The sequence below is a fragment of the Streptomyces sp. NPDC046831 genome (assembly GCF_040645305.1).
In the GTDB taxonomy this organism is placed as follows: domain Bacteria; phylum Actinomycetota; class Actinomycetes; order Streptomycetales; family Streptomycetaceae; genus Streptomyces.
Genome location: NZ_JBEYXZ010000017.1, coordinates 115,234 through 135,014, shown reverse-complemented (window position 1 = coordinate 135,014; position 19,781 = coordinate 115,234). Strand labels below are relative to the sequence as shown.

Annotated in this window: 13 protein-coding genes and 1 pseudogene; 3 read left to right on the top strand and 11 right to left on the bottom strand. The window is 73.8% G+C overall.

What is annotated here, in order from left to right:
* From ABZ920_RS17230 to ABZ920_RS17200, 7 genes are all read right to left on the bottom strand, one after another.
* A partial coding sequence (locus tag ABZ920_RS17230; protein WP_361504873.1) for a flavodoxin-dependent (E)-4-hydroxy-3-methylbut-2-enyl-diphosphate synthase occupies nucleotides 1–254 on the bottom strand: 254 nt, incomplete at its 3' end.
* A 169-nt stretch (nucleotides 255–423) separates the two neighbouring features.
* Nucleotides 424–1,728 (bottom strand): site-2 protease family protein, encoded by a 1,305-nt coding sequence (locus ABZ920_RS17225; RefSeq protein WP_361504870.1) that lies wholly within the window; start codon nucleotides 1,726–1,728, stop codon nucleotides 424–426.
* A complete protein-coding gene (dxr, locus tag ABZ920_RS17220; RefSeq protein WP_361504867.1) occupies nucleotides 1,725–2,987 on the bottom strand; it encodes a 1-deoxy-D-xylulose-5-phosphate reductoisomerase in 1,263 nt (420 codons plus the stop codon). Before dxr ends, ABZ920_RS17225 begins: the two co-directional genes overlap by 4 nt.
* Nucleotides 2,988–3,184: 197 nt before the next feature.
* Nucleotides 3,185–5,125 carry an acyl-CoA dehydrogenase family protein gene (locus ABZ920_RS17215; protein ID WP_361504864.1) on the bottom strand — a complete coding sequence of 647 codons (1,941 nt, stop codon included), beginning with the start codon at nucleotides 5,123–5,125 and terminating at the stop codon, nucleotides 3,185–3,187.
* A 967-nt stretch (nucleotides 5,126–6,092) separates the two neighbouring features.
* A complete protein-coding gene (locus ABZ920_RS17210) occupies nucleotides 6,093–7,538 on the bottom strand; it encodes an aldehyde dehydrogenase family protein (protein WP_361504861.1) in 1,446 nt (481 codons plus the stop codon).
* Nucleotides 7,539–8,045: 507 nt separating this feature from the next.
* Nucleotides 8,046–9,710: a PucR family transcriptional regulator gene (locus ABZ920_RS17205; protein WP_361504858.1), complete on the bottom strand. Its 1,665-nt coding sequence runs from the start codon at nucleotides 9,708–9,710 to the stop codon at nucleotides 8,046–8,048.
* A 158-nt stretch (nucleotides 9,711–9,868) separates the two neighbouring features.
* A complete protein-coding gene (locus tag ABZ920_RS17200; protein ID WP_361504855.1) occupies nucleotides 9,869–12,274 on the bottom strand; it encodes an ATP/GTP-binding protein in 2,406 nt (801 codons plus the stop codon).
* 335 nt (nucleotides 12,275–12,609) lie between these two features.
* Between ABZ920_RS17200 and gabT the strand changes: the two genes are divergently transcribed.
* The 3 genes and pseudogenes from gabT (at nucleotide 12,610) to ABZ920_RS17185 (ending at nucleotide 15,166) form a co-directional block, all read left to right on the top strand.
* Nucleotides 12,610–13,944 (top strand): 4-aminobutyrate--2-oxoglutarate transaminase, encoded by a 1,335-nt coding sequence (gene gabT / locus ABZ920_RS17195; RefSeq protein WP_361504852.1) that lies wholly within the window; start codon nucleotides 12,610–12,612, stop codon nucleotides 13,942–13,944.
* A gap of 123 nt (nucleotides 13,945–14,067) precedes the next feature.
* A pseudogene (locus ABZ920_RS17190) lies at nucleotides 14,068–14,263 on the top strand (phosphoesterase); the annotation flags it as partial.
* 264 nt (nucleotides 14,264–14,527) lie between these two features.
* Complete coding sequence (locus ABZ920_RS17185; RefSeq protein ID WP_361504890.1) at nucleotides 14,528–15,166, top strand: phosphatase PAP2 family protein; 639 nt, start codon at nucleotides 14,528–14,530, stop codon at nucleotides 15,164–15,166.
* 254 nt (nucleotides 15,167–15,420) lie between these two features.
* On the opposite strand, the gene ABZ920_RS17180 is transcribed toward ABZ920_RS17185, so the two are convergent.
* The 4 genes from ABZ920_RS17180 to ABZ920_RS17165 are packed head-to-tail and all read right to left on the bottom strand — an operon-like array spanning nucleotide 15,421 to nucleotide 19,777.
* Nucleotides 15,421–16,848 carry an FAD-dependent oxidoreductase gene (locus tag ABZ920_RS17180; protein WP_361504849.1) on the bottom strand — a complete coding sequence of 476 codons (1,428 nt, stop codon included), beginning with the start codon at nucleotides 16,846–16,848 and terminating at the stop codon, nucleotides 15,421–15,423.
* 29 nt (nucleotides 16,849–16,877) lie between these two features.
* Complete coding sequence (locus ABZ920_RS17175) at nucleotides 16,878–17,678, bottom strand: ABC transporter permease (protein ID WP_361504846.1); 801 nt, start codon at nucleotides 17,676–17,678, stop codon at nucleotides 16,878–16,880.
* Nucleotides 17,679–18,617 carry an ABC transporter permease gene (locus tag ABZ920_RS17170; RefSeq protein ID WP_361504844.1) on the bottom strand — a complete coding sequence of 313 codons (939 nt, stop codon included), beginning with the start codon at nucleotides 18,615–18,617 and terminating at the stop codon, nucleotides 17,679–17,681.
* Nucleotides 18,617–19,777, bottom strand: coding sequence for an ABC transporter ATP-binding protein (locus ABZ920_RS17165; protein ID WP_361504887.1), 1,161 nt, complete (start codon nucleotides 19,775–19,777; stop codon nucleotides 18,617–18,619). The genes ABZ920_RS17170 and ABZ920_RS17165 overlap by 1 nt, the downstream gene beginning before the upstream one ends.
* Between the last annotated feature and the right edge of the window lie 4 nt (nucleotides 19,778–19,781).

The window sequence follows — 19,781 nt, the reverse complement described above, 5'->3', positions numbered from 1 at the left end:
GCGATCGTCGCCAGCGCGTCCGCGTCGTCCTGCGTCGGGCACGCCACCCGCACGATCTGGCAGCCCGCCGCGGTCAGCTCCGCGATCTGCTGCAACGTGGCACCGATGTCCGACGTCCGCGTCGTCGTCATCGACTGCACCGACACCGGCGCGTCCCCGCCCACCGCCACCGAACCGACCTGGATCTGCCGGCTCCTGCGGCGCTCGGCGAGCTTGGTCGGAACGGACGGCATGCCGAGAGAAATCGCAGTCATCTGCTGTGCAACCCCAAGTCGTGGATCAAGGTCCGGTCCCGTGAGCAGCGGGCTCCGGGCTCCGAGATTACGGCACCGCCAGGGGGGCGAGCACATCCCACCCGGCAAACCCACTCAATGGAAGGCGGCCGGGTCACAACCGGGCCCGGCCGCCTCGAACGGGAGGTGTCTAGGAGATGCGGACCGGGTTAACGACGTCCGCGATGAGGACCAGGATCGTGAAGCAGACGAAGATCCCGGCCACCACGTAGGCCACCGGCATCAGCTTGGCCACGTCGAACGGGCCCGGGTCCGGGCGCCGCATGACCCTGGCCAGGTGCCGGCGCAGCGACTCCCACAGGGCGCCCGCGATGTGCCCGCCGTCGAGCGGCAGCAGCGGGAGCAGGTTGAAGAGGAACAGGGAGAGGTTGAAGCCGGCGACGAGCATCACGGCCATCGCCAGTTGCTGGCTGGCCGGGATGTCCAGGGTGAAGATCTCGCCGCCGACGCGGGCGGCGCCGACCACGCCCATCGGGGAGTCGGGCTCACGCGGGGCGCCGTCGAAGGCCGCGTTCCACAGGGCCGGGATCTTGCCGGGCAGGGCCGCGAGCGAGTCGACGGCGTCGCCGACCCGGTCGGTCATCCAGGTCACGGACTCGCCGAAGTCCTGTTTGACGACGCCGGTGGCCGCGCTGAAGCCGAGGAAGCCGGCGTTGACGTACTCGCCCTGGACGTAGGCGCCGGTGGAGTCCTTCTTCGCGACCTGGTTGGTGGCGATCTTGGCGTGCAGGGTCAGCTCCCGGCCGTCGCGGTCGACGACCAGGGCCACGTCCTTGCCGGCGCTGACCCGGATACGGTCGGACAGCGTGTTCCAGTCGTTGGTGCGCACCCCGTCGAAGGCGACGATCCGGTCCCCCGGTTTCATGCCCGCGGCCGCGGCCGGGGAGGCGGGGTCGGACTTCTTGCAGGTGTCGCGGTTCTCGCTCTGGGCGATGACGCACGGGGAGATCGAGCTGACCGTGGTGGTCTGCTGCTGGATGCCGAAGCCCATCAGGACGGTGAGGAACAGCGCCACCGCCAGCACCAGGTTCATGAAGGGGCCCGCGAACATCACGATGACGCGCTTCCACGGGGCCCGCGTGTAGAACATGCGGGTCTCGTCGCCGGGCCGGAGCTCCTCGAAGGCCGCCGAGCGGGCGTCCTCGATCATCCCGCGCCAGGGCGAGGTGGAGCGGGCCTCGATCCGGCCGTCGGGTCCGGGCGGGAACATGCCGATCATGCGGATGTAGCCGCCGAGCGGGATCGCCTTGACGCCGTACTCGGTCTCGCCCTTCCTGCGCGACCAGACGGTCGGGCCGAAGCCGACCATGTACTGCGGCACGCGGATGCCGAAGAGCTTGGCCGTGGACAGGTGCCCCAGCTCGTGCCACGCGATGGAGACCAGCAGGCCGACCGCGAAGACGACTATGCCGAGGATCATCATCAGGGTCGTCATGCACGTGCCTCCGCGGTCGCTGTCTGCGCTGTCAGTTCCCGGGCCCGGGCCCGGGCCCAGGTCTCCGCTTCGAGGACGTCCGGCACGGTGAGCGAGGTTCCCGCACGGGGTGCGCCGTGCTCCTCGACCACCCGGGTCACGGTGTCCATGATTCCGTTGAAGGGCAGCGCTCCGCGCAGGAACGCGTCGACGCACTCCTCGTTGGCCGCGTTGAACACGGCCGGGGCGGTGCCGCCGAGCTGCCCGACGTGCCGGGCGAGGCCGACGGAGGGGAACGCGTCGTTGTCGAGGGGGAAGAACTCCCAGGTGGACGCGGTGCTCCAGTCGAAGGCGGGCGCGGCGTCCGGGACGCGTTCGGGCCAGCCGAGGCCGATGGCGATGGGCCCGCGCATGTCGGGGGGCGTCGCCTGGGCGAGCGTGGATCCGTCGGTGAACTCAACCATCGAGTGGACATACGACTGCGGATGCACGACCACCTCAATGCGGTCGAAGGGAATGTCGTACAGCAGGTGCGCCTCGATGACCTCCAGCCCCTTGTTGACCAGGGTGGCGGAGTTGATCGTGATCACCGGTCCCATGGCCCAGGTCGGGTGGGCGAGGGCGTCCTCGACGGTGACGCCGGCCAGTTCGTCCCTGGTCCGGCCGCGGAACGGCCCGCCGGAGGCGGTCACGACGAGCTTGCGCACGTCGGCGCGGGTGCCGGCGGCGAGGGCCTGGAAGAGGGCGGCGTGCTCGGAGTCGACGGGGATGATCTGCCCGGGCTTGGCGAGGTCCCTGACGAGCGGGCCGCCGACGATGAGCGACTCCTTGTTGGCGAGCGCCAGGGTGCGGCCCGCCTCCAGTGCGGCCAGGGTCGGGGCGAGGCCGATGGACCCGGTGATGCCGTTGAGGACGGTGTGGCAGTCGGAGGCGGCGACCTCGGTGGCCGCGCCGGGCCCGGCGACGATCTCGGGGAGCGGCTCGCCCGCCCCGTACTGGGCGCCGAGCGCCTCGCGCAGGGCCGGTACGACCTCCTCGCGGGCGACGGCGACGGTCCGCACGCGGAGCCGGTACGCCTGCTCGGCGAGGAGACCGACCCGTCCGCCGTTGGCGGAGAGCGCGGTGACCCGGAAGCGGTCCGGGTTGCGCAGCACGAGGTCGATGGCCTGGGTGCCGATGGACCCGGTGGAGCCGAGAACCACCACGTCCTTGGGGCCGTCGCCGCCGGCGGGGTCGAAGACGAGGTGCGGGTCGGCGAGGGGGGCTGGACTGTCGCTCATCCCTCCATTGTTGCCGTAGCGGCGGCCCGGCAGGACAGCGCGTCCCTCGGGAGGGTGCCCGGCGCCGCCGCCGGCCCGGCCGCCCGCCGCCCCGCCCGGCACCCGCCGGCCGCGGCGCCGGCCCGGGCGGGCGGGGCCGCGGCCGTTCCCGGAGGTGCCCGGCGGTGCGGGGGCCGGGCCGGCGGTGGTGCCGGTCCTCACCTGATGGGCCGGTGCACGTTCTCCCGCCCGGAGGGACCGGGGGCCGCGTCGGCGATCCAGGGTCCGTCGTCGGAGGGGTCGACGATGCCCTGTTCCAGCCAGGTGTAGGCGCCGCCGAGGACGCCCCTGACCACCTTGCGGTCGAGGTCGTCGGTGTTGGTCCACAGCCGGTCGAAGAGTTCGGCCACGCGGATGCGGGCCTGGCGGCAGAAGGCGTCGGCGAGCTGGTAGGCCTCGCGTCCGTGGTCGTGCTGCGTGCGCAGGAGTTCGGCCCGGACGCAGGCGGCGCTCATCGCGAACAGCTCGGCGCCGATGTCGACGACGCGGCCGAGGAAGCCCTGCTTGGTCTCCATCCGGCCCTGCCAGCGGGACATGGCGTAGAAGGTGGAGCGGGCGAGCTTGCGGGCGTGGCGTTCGACGTACCGCAGGTGCGGGGACAGGTCGACGTGCCCGGCGGGGTGGAACTCGGCGTAGGCGTTCGGCAGCTGGCCGGGGCCGGCGATCAGCCTGGGCAGCCACTTGGCGTAGAAGACACCGGCGTTGGCGCCCGCCCGGGCCTTGTCCTGGAGGCTCTTGTCGGGGTCGATGAGGTCGCCGGCGACCGACAGGTGGGCGTCGACGGCCTCGCGGGCGATCAGCAGGTGCATGATCTCCGTGGAGCCCTCGAAGATGCGGTTGATGCGCAGGTCGCGCAGCATCTGCTCGGCGGGGACGGCGCGTTCGCCGCGGGCGGCGAGCGACTCGGCGGTCTCGAAGCCGCGGCCGCCGCGGATCTGGACGAGTTCGTCGGCCATGCGCCAGGCCATCTCGGAGCCGTAGAGCTTGGCGAGGGCGGCCTCGATGCGGATGTCGTTGCGGTTCTCGTCGGCCATCTGCGACGACAGGTCGAGGACGGCCTCCAGGGCGAAGGTCGTGGCGGCGATGAACGCGATCTTCGAGCCGACGGCCTCGTGCAGGGCGACGGGCTTGCCCCACTGCTCGCGGGCCGCGGACCACTCGCGGGCGATCTTCAGGCACCACTTGCCGGCGCCGGCGCACATGGCGGGAAGCGACAGCCGGCCGGTGTTGAGGGTGGTGAGGGCGATCTTGAGGCCGGCGCCCTCCTCGCCGATGCGGTGGGAGGCCGGGACGCGGACCCGGTGGAAGCGGGTGACGCCGTTCTCGATGCCGCGCAGGCCCATGAAGGCGTTGCGGTTCTCGACGGTGACGCCCTCGCTGCCGGCCTCCACGACGAAGGCGGTGATGCCGCCCTTGTGGCCCTCGGACTTCGGGACCCGGGCCATGACGACGAGGAGGTCGGCGACCACGCCGTTGGTGGTCCACAGCTTCACGCCGTCGAGGACGTAGTCGTCCCCGTCCGGGACGGCGGTGGTGGCCAGCCGTGCCGGGTCGGAGCCGACGTCGGGTTCGGTGAGCAGGAAGGCCGAGATGTCGGTGCGGGCGCAGCGCGGCAGGAAGGTGTCCTTCTGCTCCTGGGTGCCGAACATCTTCAGCGGCTGCGGTACGCCGATCGACTGGTGCGCGGACAGCAGGGCGCCGATCGCGGGGCTGGCCGAGCCGGCCAGGGCGAGGGCCTTGTTGTAGTAGACCTGGGTCAGGCCGAGGCCGCCGTACTTGGTGTCGATCTTCATGCCGAGCGCGCCGAGCTCCTTGAGCCCGGTGATGACGTCGTCCGGGATGCGCGCGTCGCGCTCGATCCGGGCGCCGTCGACCTTGGTCTCGCAGAAGTCGCGCAGCTTGGTGAGGAACTGCTCGCCGCGCTGCACCTCCTCGTCGGCGGGCAGGGGGTGCGGATGGATGAGGTCGAGCCGGAGGCGGCCGAGGAACAGCTCCTTGGCGAAGCTCGGTCTGCGCCAGTTCTGTTCCCGGGCGGCCTCCGCCACCTCACGCGCCTCGCGCTCGGTGACGGTGGGCTTGTTGGTCAACGGTGCGGACATGAGGCACACCTCGCCGCGAATAGGGTCCTTGGGGACGGTTCGTTACTGACCGGTGCTACTGGATCGTATGTACCCGATGCCGGGCGGGCTCACCACCCCGCGCGTACGAACGCGCGCAGTCCACCGTCTGTTCGGCGTGGTCACCCGGCCGGGCACGGCGTCGCCGGGCCGGGCCGGTTGCCCACGCCTCCACCAGATTTCTGTGACTTCCCCGGATCCGCCAGTCGGCCCGGATACGGGCCGGGCGGGAGCAGCGGGCCTGCCCGGAGCCCCCGCCCGGGCCGGTAACCCGCTCCCGGCCGTGGGGCCGCACCGGGCCGGGGCACCGAGCCGGGCCCGGACATACGGCGAGGTCACGCCCCTGCGGCCGCCTCACACCGTCGAGGGGCCGATCGGGTGACGGCGAGCTGGGCGCGCCGGTACCGGCCGCTCGCCGTCCTGGCCCGCACCCGCGGCATGGGCGGGCCGCTCGCGGCGGCCGCAGGCGCCGGCGGCCAGGGTGCCGCGGACCGGAGGACGGCCGCGGGCGGCACGGGCCCGGCGCGTGGCCGGCGCGGGCCCGGCACGGGGGCGGCACGGGGGCGGGGACGGGCGGCGCGGGGATGGCACGAGGGCGGCCACGGGGGCGGCACGTGGCTGGCACGCGGGCGGGGACGGCCGGCACGGGGCTGGCACGCGGGCGGCCACGGGGACGGCGCGGGGCTGGCACGCGGGCGGGGGGTGGCACGGGGCTGGCACGCGGGCGGCGCGGGGCCGGCACCGGGGCGGAGGGCTGGCCGCCACGGGGGGCGGCACGGGGCGGCCATCCGGGTGACGTGGCTGCGGCACCCGCACGCCGTGGGCCGGGGCGGCGGCCCGGCCGTGGGGCAGGGCCGCGCGGGGACCGTCACGCCGTGCGGTTTGGGAAAACCGAAGGGGCCCGCGACCGGCGGTACCGGTGGCGGGCCCCTTCGGGCACGTCAGGAGGTCACAGGGCGAGACCGGTCAGCACCAGCACCCGCTCGTACGTGTAGTCCTCCATCGCGGAGCGGACGCCCTCGCGGCCCACGCCGGACTGCTTGACGCCGCCGTACGGCATCTGGTCGGCGCGGTAGGACGGCACGTCGCCGACGACCACGCCACCGACCTCCAGCTCGCGGTGGGCGCGGAAGGCGGTCTGCAGGTCGTGGGTGAACACGCCGGCCTGGAGCCCGTACTTGGAGCTGTTGACGGCGGCGAAGGCCTCGGCCTCGCCGTCCACCTTCTGCACGGTCAGGACCGGGCCGAAGACCTCTTCGCACGCGATCGTCACGTCGGCCGGCACGTCGGCGAGGACGGTCGGCGCGACGGTGGCGCCGTCGCGCTCGCCGCCGGTGAGCAGGGTGGCCCCGGCCTCGACGGCCTCCCGCACCCAGGACTCGACCCGCTTCGCGGCGTCCTCGCTGACCAGCGGGCCGACGTCGGTCTTGTCGTCGGCGGGGTCACCGGTGACCTGGGCCTCGACGGCGGCGACGACGCGCGGCAGCAGGCGGTCGTAGACGGCGGCGTCGGCGATCACACGCTGCACCGAGATGCAGGACTGGCCGCCCTGGTAGTTGGAGAACGTGGCGATGCGGTTCGCGGCCCAGTCGAGGTCCTCGTCGCTCGCGTAGTCGGCGAGGACGACGGCCGCTCCGTTGCCGCCCAGTTCCAGGGTGCAGTGCTTGCGCGGCACCGAGTCCATGATCGCGTAGCCGACCTTCTCGGAACCGGTGAAGGAGATCACCGGCAGGCGCTCGTCCTGGACGAGGGCGGGCATGCGCTCGTTGGCGACCGTCAGGATGGACCAGGAGCCGGCCGGCAGGTCGGTCTCGGCCAGCAGCTCGCCCAGCACCAGAGCGGACAGCGGGGTGGCCGGGGCGGGCTTCAGGATGATCGGGGCGCCGGCGGCGATGGCCGGGGCGACCTTGTGGGCGCACAGGTTCAGCGGGAAGTTGAACGGCGCGATGCCGAGGACGACACCCTTGGGGAAGCGGCGGGTGAGGGCGAGCCGGCCCTGGCCGCCGGCGTCGGTGTCCAGGCGCTGCGCCTCGCCGCCGTTGAACCGCCGGGCCTCCTCGGCGGCGAACCGGAACACGGAGGCGGCACGGCCGACCTCACCCCGGGCCCACTTGATCGGCTTGCCGTTCTCGGCGGAGATCAGCTGCCCGATCTCCTCGGTGCGCTCGACCAGCCGCGTGGCGATGTGGCTCAGGGCGGCGGCCCGCACGTGCGCCGGGGTGGCGGCGAACTCGTCCCGCACGGCGTACGCGGCGGCCACGGCCTCCTCGACCTGGGCGTCGGTGGGCACGCTCACCTTGCCGACCAGCCGCCCGTCGTAGGGGTTGGTGACGTCGAAGGTGTCCTCGCCGGTGACCTGGCGGCCGGCGAGCCAGAAGGCGTGGGTGGAAGTCATGTACGAGTCCCGGCCCTTCCGCGTTGGGGGTGTGTTCTTGGCTTGCTCCACGGTAGGGCGACAGGCCCCGCCGAGCGTTTGTCCGAGCCGTAGCACTGCCCCCCGAGGACGCGCCGAATTGGCCTAGGAGCCCCACTCCCGCCGCAGGCGGTCGTGCCGCCGGGCCGCCACGAGTGGGCACGGACGGCACCGCCCGCCCCACACCGCGGGCAATCGTGCCGCCAGGGCGGCACGGGTGGGCGCGGGCCGCACCCCACCAACGCCGGGCCGCGCGACCCACCCGCGCCCCGCCACAGCACCCGGCACCCGAACCCACCGCCACGGCGGACCGGACGGCCCCCGCCCAACCCGAACCGCGGGCAATCGTGCCGCCGGGGCGGCACGGGTGGGCGTGGGCGGCACCCCGCCAACGCCGGGCCGCGCGACCCACCCGCCTCCGCCACAGCACCCGGCACCCTCGACGGCCGACCCGGGCTGTCCCCACCCGGTACAGCGAACCCCCCGGTCTCAGTCGGAGGACGTCGCCTTCAGCGCCAGCCACAGCTCCATACGGACGTCCGGATCGTCCAGGGACCGCCCGAGGATCTCCTCGACGCGCCGCATGCGGTACCGCAGCGTGTGCCGGTGCACCCCGAGGTCGGCCGCGGCCGCGTCCCACTGGCCGTGCCGCGACAGCCAGGCCCGCAGGGAGGCCACCAGATCCCCGCGCCCGGTGGCGTCGTGCTCGTACAGCGCGCGCAACAGCCCGTCGGCGAAGGCCCGCACCGCGTCGTCGGCCAGCAGCGGCAGCACCGAGCCCGACGCCACCTGGTCGTGCTCGACGAGCACCCGGCCCCGCCGCCGCGCCACCGACAGCGCCTGCTCGGCCTGCTTGTACGCGGCCGCCGCCGCGATCGGTCCGGCCGGCGCCGACAGCCCGACGACGACCTCCTCCTCGTCCCCGCCGGGCGCCTGCTCGCGCACGGTGGCGGACCGTGCCGCCTCCAGCGCCGAGGCGTACGTCCCGCAGGCCGCGACGGCCGCGCCCCCGTCGGCCGCCAGCACCACCAGCCGCTCCCCCTCGGGCACCACCAGGACCGCCTCCCCCGACCGCGCGGCCGCCGCCTCCACGACCTCGGCGAGTCCCGCCAGCGGGTGGCCCGCGGTGCCCACGGCCGGCGCGAAGGCCGAGGACCGGCCGGCGGGCGTCCAGGTGTGGGCGTCGGCGTGCGCCCGCGCGGCCGGCGCACGGACCGACTCGGCCACGATCATGCGGAAGGGCGCGTCGAGCAGTCCGCCGTACAGGTCGCCCGCGACGGCCCGGGCGTGGTCCTGCTGCCCGGCGAGCAGCATCCGCAGCACGGCCGCCCCGACGCGCTGCTCGGCGGCGTGCAGGGACCGCGAGCGTTCCGTGGTCAGCGTCAGCAGGGCGATGGCGGAGTGGACGGCGTACCGCTCGGCGGTGCCGAGGGTCGCGGCCGTGCCGACGGCGAGCGCGGCGCGCGGACGCCGGCCGGTGCCTATGGAGTGCAGTTCGACGCGGTCCTCGGTCTCGGGCCCGCCGACGACCGAGCTGGCGGGCGCGGGCCGGTCCCGCAGCCGCTCCACCTCCGCCGTGAGCCGGGCCGCCCGCCGCCCCGCCCACTCCGGGGCGGTCGCGACCACGGCGCCCGAGGCGTCGTACAGCGCCGCCCAGCCGTCGACCTGGGCGGCGAGCGCGCCGAGCAGGCCCTCGGGGCCGGCGTTCAGCGCCTGCCGGGTCAGCTCGCGCTGGGCGGCGAATCCGGCGGTGACCGACCGGTACTGGTCGGCGGCGATCGCGGCCGAGACGGCCTTGCTGATGGCGAGGAACGGGGTGCGCCGGGGCACCTCCAGCAGCGGCAGGCCCTCCTGCTCGGCGGCGTCGACGAGGGCCTTCGGTATCTCGTCGTAGTTGACCCCGACGGCGAAGCCGAGCCCGACCACGCCGGCGCCCACCAGCCGCTTCACATAGCGGCGCATGGCCTCCGCGTCCTCCGCGTCCAGCTTGAGGGCGGTGATCAGCAGCAGCTCCCCGCCCTCCATGTACGGCACCGGGTCGGCGAGCTCGCTGACGTGCGCCCAGCGGACGGGCACGTCCAGGCGGTCCTCGCCCGCGCGCACGGTCAGCTTGAGCGCGGAGTGGTGGACGAGCGAGGCGAGCGTGGGGGGCATGGGACCTTCAGGTCTGCGGAGATCGGGTGATCGTTGCGATCTTCTGGCTGATCGATGTGATCTTTTGGCCGCCACGTATGAACGACCTCTGCCGATTCTGCCTCACCGTACGGTCACCGTGTGACCGTACGGTGCGATGTCCGGGTCGTCGCCCGCGTTCAGCCCCGCAGGTCCACCAGCAGCGGCGGCGCGTGCTCGCCGCGCACGGTCGTCAGCGACAGCACCGCGTGCCCGGGCGGCACCTCGTGGGCCAGCTGGGAGGCCGACCAGCGCTCCCGCTCGACCTGCTTCACGGTCACCGCGTCCGTGGTGACGGCCTTGCCGGTGACCAGCTTGCGCAGGGCGTGCAGGGCCCGGGTCATCGGCTGGTCGGCGAAGACGGTGTGCTGGGCGACCTCCTTCGTCTCCACCCACTCGGTGCCCCAGGCGTGCGCGAACCGGCTGCCGTCCCAGGTGGTGACCCCGGACAGCGCCATGCGGCAGCCGACGGCGCCGAGCAGCGGACCGTGCAGCGCCTCGGGGACGTCGGCGACCGACCGCAGCGCGAGGACCACCCCGGCGTTCTGGGAGCGCAGACGCTGGATGCGGCGCACCGACTCGGTGGTGACGGTGCCGGTGGCGTCGTCGAGCACCAGGCAGGCGAAGTGGGGGCGGCGCGCGTCGCGCACGACGGCGGTGAACTGCGCCAGCACCAGCCGCGTGAGCAGCCGGGACGCCTCCTCGTGGCCGCGTTCGGGCAGGTCGACGCGGACCCGCAGGGGGTGGTGGGCGACGGCCCGCAGCGAGAACGGCCGCCCCGTGCCGCCGGAGCCGAAGAAGCCGGCGAAGACCGGACGGTCCAGCAGCGCGAGCCGGCCGGCGAGCGCCGGGCCGGCGTCGGCCGCGGTGCCGGCCTGGCGCAGCCGGGCGTCCAGCTCGCGGCGCATCACGGCGTGCTCCTCGCCGTCGAGGGCCGCACGCAGCGCCGACAGTGCCGCCGGTTCGCCCTCCAGGAGCTCGCGCAGCACCGGCAGCGGCGGGAAGTGCCCGTGCACGGCCCGGTAGGGGCCGAGGAGCTGGGCGAGCGCGGTGGCGGCGCTCTGGGCGCCGACGGTGTCGAGGTCTCCCACGAGGGCCTCGGCGAGGACGGCGGCGGCCTCGTCCGGGTCGTCGGCCTGCGCGTAGGGGTCCAGGTCGTGGACGGAGTCGCGGTCCCCGATGCGGACGACGACGTCGAAGGCCGCGTCCGGGCCGAGCGGGGTCCCGGCGGCGCAGACGGCGACGACGGCGCACCGGCCGGTCAGCGCCTGCAGCGCGAGTGCCTCCGTGACCGGTGCGACGACGTGGCGGGTCTTGCCGGAGCCGGACGGCCCGACCACGAGCAGGGAGGTGCCCAGGGCGTCTGGGTCGAGGGCCGCGTCGGCGCCGTCGAAGGCGCGCGGGCCGCGCTCCCCCGGCACCCACCGGCCCAGGCGCACCTGCCCTTCGAGCAGGTCGTGCCGGGTGGAGCGGCCCGGCAGGTCGCGGGCCCCGGACGGGTGCGTCCAGGCGGCGGCGCCGTGCCGCAGCACCGTGTCCGTGAAGTCGGCGAGGCGGGCGCCGCCGCGGGCCCGCGCCCAGGCGTGCCCGACGCGCGCGCAGTCGACGTCGTTCATCCGGCCGCCCGCCACCTCGGCGGACAGCAGGTCCGCCGCCTGGTGCTGCCCGGCGTCGCGCAGGTCCGGCCACTGCGACCGGGGCAGGACGGCGGCCGGCGCGGCGGCGGGCTCCGTCCGGGCCCGGCGCCGCGCCGCGAGCTCCTTGCCGTACGCCCACCAGCCGCCGAGCCGGGCGAACGGCCACACGACCAGCGCGGTGATCAGGGCGTACAGCGTGTCGGTGAACAGCTGCGAGGCGAACAGGTCGTAGCCGCCGGAGACGAGGACGACGAGCGAGAAGACCGGGTCGACGACCGGCAGGGCGTCCCAGCCGACGCCCGGGAAGGCGTTCGGGAAGACGAGGCTCAGCGCGATCAGCGCGCCGGCGGCGGCGCCGAGGGCCCGGGCGGGCTGCGGGCGGCGGCCGATGTAGTGGCGCAGTACGTCGGGCCAGCCGCCCAGGCGGCCCACGGCGTACACGAGCACGGCGAAGAAGACGCCGTCCTGGACGACGAGGGCCTCGCGGCCCTCCATGCCCTTCGGGGACACGGTGCCGCCCCACCACCAGTCGTCCGGCGTGAACAGCTTCAGCAGGACCCACTGGTAGGGGAAGCCGCCGTGCCGCCACAGGGACCACAGCACCAGCGCCACGGCGAGCGGGATGAGCAGGCCGACGACGGTGATGGGGGCGAGCCGTTCCGGTTGCCGCGGGTCCTTCGGCGGGCGGTGTCCCAGCCGCCAGATGCCGGGTCCGGCGGCGGGGCGGGGCGCGTCGAGCCAGTCGGCGACGGCCGCCCGGGCCGGCGCCCCGTACCCGGGTGCGCCGGCGCCGGGGTGCGGCGGCGTGCCCGCGGGCCGCGGCGGCGCCGCGGGGACGTCCCCCGGCATCGCCGGACGCGGCACGGGGTTGGCCTGCGTGCCGCGCGCTTCCTGCGTCCCGTCGTCCATCGCCCCTGCCCCCTGAGCAGCCGTGCCGTCCACCGTCCGCGGGCCAATCTAACGCCCGGGCCGGGGAGTTCACCGGTGGCGCGGCACGGCGCGCGGCATCCCGGCCGCGCTCCCGCCGCCGCGCCCCGCGGCCCCGGCACTCCTTGTATGTCCACGACGGACAACCACGAGCGCCGACAACGCCCACATGGAGCATGCCCACCCTCGCTCAGCCGCCCTAACCTGCGAGAAAAGAAGGCAAGCGTCCGAAAAGGCCCCGACCGGAGACACCCACCCGGTCCGCCGGTGCCCGGGCGCACCGGACCGCCCGGTACGCAGACCACAGGGAGCCCCCCATGACCGCACTTCCGCAGGAGCGCCGCGTCGTCACCGCCATCCCCGGCCCGAAGTCGCAGGAGCTGCAGACCCGCCGTCTCGCCGCGGTCGCGCAGGGCGTGGGCTCCACGCTGCCGGTCTTCGTCACGCGTGCGGGCGGCGGCATCATCGAGGACGTCGACGGCAACCGCCTCATCGACTTCGGCTCCGGCATCGCCGTGACCTCGGTCGGCGCGTCCGCCGAGGCCGTCGTCCGCCGCGCGTCCGCGCAGCTCGCCGACTTCACGCACACCTGTTTCATGGTCACGCCGTACGAGGGCTACGTGGCCGTCGCCGAGGCGCTGGCCGAGCTCACCCCGGGTGACCACGCCAAGAAGTCGGCCCTGTTCAACTCGGGCGCCGAGGCCGTCGAGAACGCGGTGAAGATCGCCCGCGCGTACACCAAGCGCCAGGCCGTCGTGGTCTTCGACCACGGCTACCACGGCCGGACCAACCTCACCATGGCGCTGACGGCCAAGAACATGCCGTACAAGCACGGCTTCGGCCCGTTCGCCCCCGAGGTCTACCGCGTCCCGGTCGCCTACGGCTACCGCTGGCCGACCGGCCCGGAGAACGCGGGCCCCGAGGCCGCCAGGCAGGCCGTCGAGCAGATCACCAAGCAGGTCGGCGCGGACAACGTCGCCGCGATCATCATCGAGCCGGTGCTCGGCGAGGGCGGCTTCATCGAGCCGGCCAAGGGCTTCCTGCCCGCGATCCGCCAGTTCGCCGCCGACAACGGCATCGTCTTCGTCGCCGACGAGATCCAGGCCGGCTTCTGCCGCACCGGCCAGTGGTTCGCCTGCGAGGACGAGGGCATCGTCCCGGACCTGATCACCACCGCCAAGGGCATCGCCGGCGGTCTGCCGCTCGCCGCCGTGACCGGCCGCGCCGAGATCATGGACGCCGCGCACGCGGGCGGCCTCGGCGGCACCTACGGCGGCAACCCGGTCGCCTGCGCCGGCGCGCTCGGCGCGATCGAGACCATGAAGGAGCTCGACCTCAACGCCAAGGCGAAGAACATCGAGGCCGTCATGAAGGCCCGGCTGAACGCCATGGCCGAGAAGTTCGACATCATCGGCGACGTCCGCGGCCGCGGCGCCATGATCGCCATCGAGCTGGTCAAGGACCGCGGGACCAAGGAGCCGAACCCGGAGGCGACCGCCGCCCTGGCCAAGGCCTGCCACCAGGAGGGCCTGCTGGTCCTGACCTGCGGCACCTACGGCAACGTGGTCCGCTTCCTGCCCCCGCTGGTCATCGGCGAGGACCTGCTCAACGAGGGCCTGGACATCGTCGAGCAGGCGTTCGCCCGCATCTGAGCACCCCGTTCACACGCTCTGCCGGCGCAGGACGGCAGAGCGTGTGAAGAAGGTGTGCGAGGTGGATGGGGGGAGGCGGTTCCGGCTGTCGCGCTCCCGTCCGCTGCCGTAGGTTCTCCCGAGATGAGAGATACACCCCGCCCACAGGGGACTGTGGGCGACATCAGGCCGTGGCCTCCCCAGCTTCGACCTGGTCGTGCCTCGCGCACACCCGGGGTCTGACGGCCCCGGATCTCCTCGATCGGACAGTCGCCCGCCCCAGACCCCCCGGGGCGTGCGGCGTTCCGGTCCGGACGGCCGCCCCGGAACCATCCCCCCCTGTTCCTGGGCGGCCGACCCCCCTCCCGTCCTTCTCGGCCGTCCCGCCGCCGCCGCGCCCCTTCCACGGACGCGACGGCGGCGGTGCCGGTTCTACGCCTTCTGCCCGCCCGGCCGGGCGCGGGCGCGCGGGTTTGCCAAGCTGTACTCCGTGTCGACCTCCCGGAACCGGACGCCCGAGCAGAGACGGGGGCCCCTCGCGCGCGGCAGGGGGCTGCCCGCTCCGGGCCGGCCGGCCCGCGCCGCCTGGCGCGGCCTGTGCGTCCTGCTGCTCCTCGCCCTCCCGGCCGTGCTCTTCGCGCTGATCACCTGGCAGGTGCTCGCACACGGCCCGCTGCTGCGCGTGGACGAGCGCCTCAGCCGTGGTCTCGTCCACCCCGACCGCCCCTCCGAACTCCTCGCCGACCTGGGCAACGCGCAGGTCGCCGTGCCCGTTCTCGCGGTGGTCCTCGGCTACGCGGCCCGGCGGGGCCGGGCAGCCGGCGCCGACCGCTGGTGGCTGCCGCCGGCCGCGGCGGCCGCGCTGATGGTGCTGGTGCCGGTCCTGGTCGTGCCGCTGAAGGAGTGGACCGCCCGGCACGGCACGCCGGTGATGCCGCCCGGGGCCGGCTACTACCCCTCGGGGCACACCGCGACCGCCGCGGTCGCCTACGGGGCCTCGGCCCTGCTCCTTCTCCCCTGGCTCCGGACGGCCGCGGCCCGCCGCCTGCTCGTCGCCGTCTTCGCCGTCCTCGTGCTCGGCGTCGGCTTCGGCCTCGTCCGGCGCGGCTACCACTGGCCCCTGGACGTCGTGGCCAGTTGGTGCCTGTGCGCGGTGCTGCTCACCGGCCTGCGGCTCCTGCTCGGCCGGGGCGGCCGTCGGTCCTCCGGCGGAACGGCCCCCTCGCGCACCGGCCCCGGCTGACCGCTCACCCCATCCGGGCCGTGCGCTCCCGGCCGGGCCGCCGCGTGGGCGCGGACGGCCGGCGGGCCGGCACCGCGGCTCCCGGACGAACAGCACCCGCCTCGGTGCGCACCCCGGAGGGCCGTGTCAGGACCTCCCGCCGTCCCCGCGGTCCTGGGCGGCCGGCCGCGCGGCCGCCTCGTGCAGCGCCAGTTCCAGCAGCGCGGGGTCGGTGAGGGCGGGCCCGCGGACGTGGCCGCGGCGCGACCCCCGCGTCAGCTGTCGAAGCCCAGCCCCAGCCGGTCCATCGTCCGCAGCCACAGATTGCGCCGCCCGCCGTGCGCGTCCGCCCGGGCCAGGGACCACTTGGTGAGCGCGATGCCGGCCCAGGCGAACGGCTCGGGCGGGAAGGGCAGCGGCTTCCTGCGGACCATCTGCAGTTCCGTGCGGGCGGTGCGCGCCCCGGCCAGCAGGTCGAGCATCACCTCGGCGCCGAAGCGGGTGGCGCCGACGCCGAGCCCCGTGTAGCCGGCGGCGTAGGCGACCCGGCCCCGGTGGGCCGTGCCGAAGAACGCCGAGAAGCGCGAGCAGGTGTCGATCGCCCCGCCCCAGGCGTGCGTGAACCGGACGCCCTCCAGCTGCGGGAAGCAGGTGAAGAAGTGCCCGGCGAGCCGGGCGTACGTCTCGGGGCGGTGGTCGTACTCGGCGCGCACCCGGCCGCCGTACGGGTAGACCGCGTCGTAGCCGCCCCACAGGATGCGGTGGTCCGCGGTCAGCCGGAAGTAGTGGAACTGGTTGGCGCTGTCCCCCAGGCCCTGGCGGTTGCGCCAGCCGACGGAGGCCATCTGGCTGTCGGTGAGCGGCTCGGTCATCAGGGCGTAGTCGTAGACCGGGACGGTGTAGGAGCGCATCCGCCGCACCAGGCTGGGGAAGACGTTCGTGCCGAGGGCGACCCGGCGGGCGCGGACCTGCCCGTACGGGGTGCGCACGGCCATGCCGGCGCCGTACGCCCGCAGCGTCAGGGCGGGCGTGTGCTCGTACACGCGCACCCCCAGCCGCAGGCAGGCGCGCTTGAGGCCCCAGGCGAGCTTGGCCGGGTGGACCATGGCCACGCCCCGGCGGTCCCACAGGCCGGCCTCGAAGGTCGGTGAGTCGACCTGTGCCCGCACCGCGTCCCGGTCGAGGAACTCGGTGCCGCCGGCCAGGCCCCGGCGCTCCAGCTCCGCGTGCCAGTCCCGCAGCTCCCGCGCCTGGTAGGGCTCGGTCGCGACGTCGATCCCGCCGGTGCGCTCGAACTCGCAGTCCAGCCGGTGGCGGACGACCGCCTCCTCGATGGCGTCGAGGTTGCGGGCGCCCAGTTCCTCCAGCCGCTGGATCTCCTCGGGCCAGCGGGCGAGCCCGTTGGCCAGGCCGTGGGTGAGGGAGGCGGCGCAGAAGCCGCCGTTGCGGCCGGAGGCGGCCCAGCCCGCCTCGCGGCCCTCCACCAGGACCACGTCCGTCAGCGGATCGCGCTCCTTGGCGAGCAGCGCCGTCCACAGTCCGCTGTAGCCGCCGCCGACGACCAGCAGGTCGCAGGTCTCCGCACCGGTGAGCGCGGGTTCGGGGCGGGGCCGACCGGGGTCCTCCAGCCAGTACGGGACCGGCTGGGCCTCGGCGAGGGATGTCGTCCAGTTGTCGTTACGGCTCATGGCGCTCGGGGCCATGATGTCAACTCCCTACGGACTGCTTCCGGCTACGGCCTCTGCCTGGCACGGCGGCTGCCGACGGCCATGGAGACCAGGACGAGGAGCACGGCGACCACGAACATGGCCGTGCCGATGACGTTGATCTGAACGGGGGTGCCGCGCTGCGCCGAGCCCCAGACGAACATGGGGAAGGTGACGGTCGAGCCGGCGTTGAAGTTGGTGATGATGAAGTCGTCGAAGGAGAGCGCGAAGGCGAGCAGCGCGCCCGCGGCGATGCCCGGTGCCGCGATGGGCAGGGTGACCCGCCAGAACGTCTGCAGGGGACCCGCGTAGAGGTCCTGGGCCGCCTGCTCCAGCCTCGGGTCCATCGACATCACGCGCGCCTTGACGGCGGTGACGACGAAGCTGAGGCAGAACATGATGTGGGCGATGAGGATCGTCCAGAAACCCAGCTGCGCGCCCATGTTGAGGAACAGGGTGAGCAGCGAGGCGGCCATGACGACCTCGGGCATCGCCATCGGCAGGAAGATCAGCGAGTTGACGGCGCCGCGCGCGCGGAAGCGGTAGCGGACCAGCGCGAAGGCGATCATCGTGCCGAGGACGGTGGCGCCGAACGTCGCCCAGACGGCGATCTGCAGGCTGACCGACAGCGAGCCGCACATGCCGGCGACGCCGCACGGGTCGCGCCAGGCGTCGGTGGAGAACCGCTGCCACTCGTAGTTGAAGCGGCCCTTGGGCCGGTTGAAGGAGAACACCGTGACGACGACGTTGGGCAGGAGCAGATAGCCGAGCGTCAGCAGTCCGGCGAGGACGACGAGGTTGCGCTTGAGCCAGTTGACGAGGGTCATTCAGACCAGATCCTCCGTGCCGGACCTGCGGATGTAGACGGTGACCATGGCGAGGATCGCGGCCATCAGGATGAAGGAGAGGGCCGCGGCCGTCGGATAGGCGAGGATCCTCAGGAACTGGGTCTGGATGACGTTGCCGACCATGCCGGTGTCGGCGGAGCCGAGCAGGCCGGCGTTGACGTAGTCGCCGGCGGCGGGGATGAAGGTCAGCAGCGTGCCGGAGACCACGCCCGGCATCGACAGCGGGAAGGTCACCTTGCGGAAGGTGGTCCACGGCTTCGCGTACAGGTCGCCCGCGGCCTCGTGCAGCCGGCCGTCGATGCGCTCCAGCGAGGTGTACAGCGGCAGGATCATGAACGGCAGGAAGTTGTACGTCAGACCGCAGACCACCGCGAGCGGCGTGGCCAGCACGCGGTCGCCGGAGGTCCAGCCGAGCCAGCCGGTCACGTCCAGGACGTGCAGCGTGTTCAGCGCGCCGACGACCGGGCCGCCGTCCGCGAGGATCGTCTTCCAGGCCAGGGTGCGGATCAGGAAGCTGGTGAAGAACGGCGCGATCACCAGGACCATGATCAGGTTCCGCCAGCGGCCCGCGCGGAAGGCGATCAGGTAGGCGAGCGGATAGCCGAGGAGCAGGCACAGGAGCGTCGCGGCGGCCGCGTAGAGGACCGAGCGGAGGAACTGCGGCCAGTAGGCGGACAGGGCGTCCCAGTAGGTCACGAAGTGCCAGGTGACCTTGTAGCCCTGCTCCAGGGAGCCGGTCTGCACGGACGTGGACGCCTGGTAGATCATCGGCAGGGCGAAGAAGACCACCAGCCACAGGATGCCGGGCAGCAGCAGCCAGTACGGTGTGAGGCGGCCCCGCCTGCGCGGGGCTTGGGCGCGGGTCGCGCCCGCGGCGGTGGGCGCCGGCGGTGGCGGCGCCTGGGTGACGACGGCCATCAGGCGGCCTCCCCCTCTTCCGGCCCCACGCTCTCCACGCCCGCGTCGATGTCCTGCGCCGCGTCCAGGCCGAAGGTGTGGGCCGGGTTCCAGTGCAGGACGACCTCGGTGCCGGGCACCAGGCGGGGGTCGCGGTCGATGTTCTGGGCGTAGACCTCGAACTCGGGGCAGACCGCGCAGTCGACGACGAACTGCGTGGAGACGCCGATGAAGCTGGAGTCGGCGATGGTCCCGGTGATGCGGTTGCGGTTGTCGGGGATCTCCCCCGCGTCGTCCGCGTGGGTGAGGGATATCTTCTCCGGTCGCACGCCGACCAGCACCTTGCCGCCGGCGGTCGTGGACGCGGAGCAGCGCGCCTCGGGCAGGACGAGCTTGCCGTCGCCGGCCCGCACGACGATCTCGCCGCCGCCGCGGGTGTCGACCTCGGCCTCGATCAGGTTGGAGGTGCCGAGGAAGTTGGCGACGAACGTGGTCCGCGGGTTCTCGTAGAGGTCGGTGGGCGAGCCGAGCTGCTCGACCCGGCCCGCGTTCATCACGGCGACCTGGTCGGCCATCGTCATGGCCTCCTCCTGGTCGTGCGTGACGTGGATGAAGGTGATGCCGACCTCGGTCTGGATCCGCTTCAGCTCCAGTTGCATCTGGCGGCGCAGCTTCAGGTCGAGGGCGCCGAGGGGCTCGTCGAGGAGGAGCACCTTCGGGTGGTTGATCAGGGCGCGGGCCACGGCCACGCGCTGCTGCTGGCCGCCGGAGAGCTGGTGCGGCTTCTTGCGCGCCTGCTCGCCGAGCTGGACCAGGTCCAGCATCTCCTCGACCTGCTTGCGCACCGACTTGATGCCGCGGCGGCGCAGGCCGAAGGCCACGTTCTCGAAGATGTCGAGGTGCGGAAAGAGCGCGTAGGACTGGAAGACCGTGTTGACCGGCCGCTTGTACGGCGGCAGGTGGGTCACGTCCTGGTCGCCGAGGTGCACGGTGCCCGTGCTGGGCTTCTCGAGGCCTGCGATCATGCGCAGGGTGGTGGTCTTGCCGCAGCCGGAGGCGCCCAGCAGGGCGAAGAAGGAACCTTTCGGCACCGTGAGGTCCAACGGGTGCACGGCGGTGAAGGAGCCGTAGGTCTTGCCGATCCCGGTGAGGCGGACGTCGCCGCTGTTGTCTGTCGTCATCATC

What these genes read in the sequence shown, in the direction of transcription:
- ABZ920_RS17225 (WP_361504870.1), bottom strand. Translation starts at nt 1,728, where the DNA reads ATGACGACCCTGATGATGATCCTCGGCATAGTCGTCTTCGCGGTCGGC.
- dxr (WP_361504867.1), bottom strand. Translation starts at nt 2,987, where the DNA reads ATGAGCGACAGTCCAGCCCCCCTCGCCGACCCGCACCTCGTCTTCGAC.
- ABZ920_RS17215 (WP_361504864.1), bottom strand. Translation starts at nt 5,125, where the DNA reads ATGTCCGCACCGTTGACCAACAAGCCCACCGTCACCGAGCGCGAGGCG.
- ABZ920_RS17210 (WP_361504861.1), bottom strand. Translation starts at nt 7,538, where the DNA reads ATGACTTCCACCCACGCCTTCTGGCTCGCCGGCCGCCAGGTCACCGGC.
- ABZ920_RS17205 (WP_361504858.1), bottom strand. Translation starts at nt 9,710, where the DNA reads ATGCCCCCCACGCTCGCCTCGCTCGTCCACCACTCCGCGCTCAAGCTG.
- ABZ920_RS17200 (WP_361504855.1), bottom strand. Translation starts at nt 12,274, where the DNA reads ATGGACGACGGGACGCAGGAAGCGCGCGGCACGCAGGCCAACCCCGTG.
- gabT (WP_361504852.1), top strand. Translation starts at nt 12,610, where the DNA reads ATGACCGCACTTCCGCAGGAGCGCCGCGTCGTCACCGCCATCCCCGGC.
- ABZ920_RS17180 (WP_361504849.1), bottom strand. Translation starts at nt 16,848, where the DNA reads ATGGCCCCGAGCGCCATGAGCCGTAACGACAACTGGACGACATCCCTC.
- ABZ920_RS17175 (WP_361504846.1), bottom strand. Translation starts at nt 17,678, where the DNA reads ATGACCCTCGTCAACTGGCTCAAGCGCAACCTCGTCGTCCTCGCCGGA.
- ABZ920_RS17170 (WP_361504844.1), bottom strand. Translation starts at nt 18,617, where the DNA reads ATGGCCGTCGTCACCCAGGCGCCGCCACCGCCGGCGCCCACCGCCGCG.
- ABZ920_RS17165 (WP_361504887.1), bottom strand. Translation starts at nt 19,777, where the DNA reads ATGACGACAGACAACAGCGGCGACGTCCGCCTCACCGGGATCGGCAAG.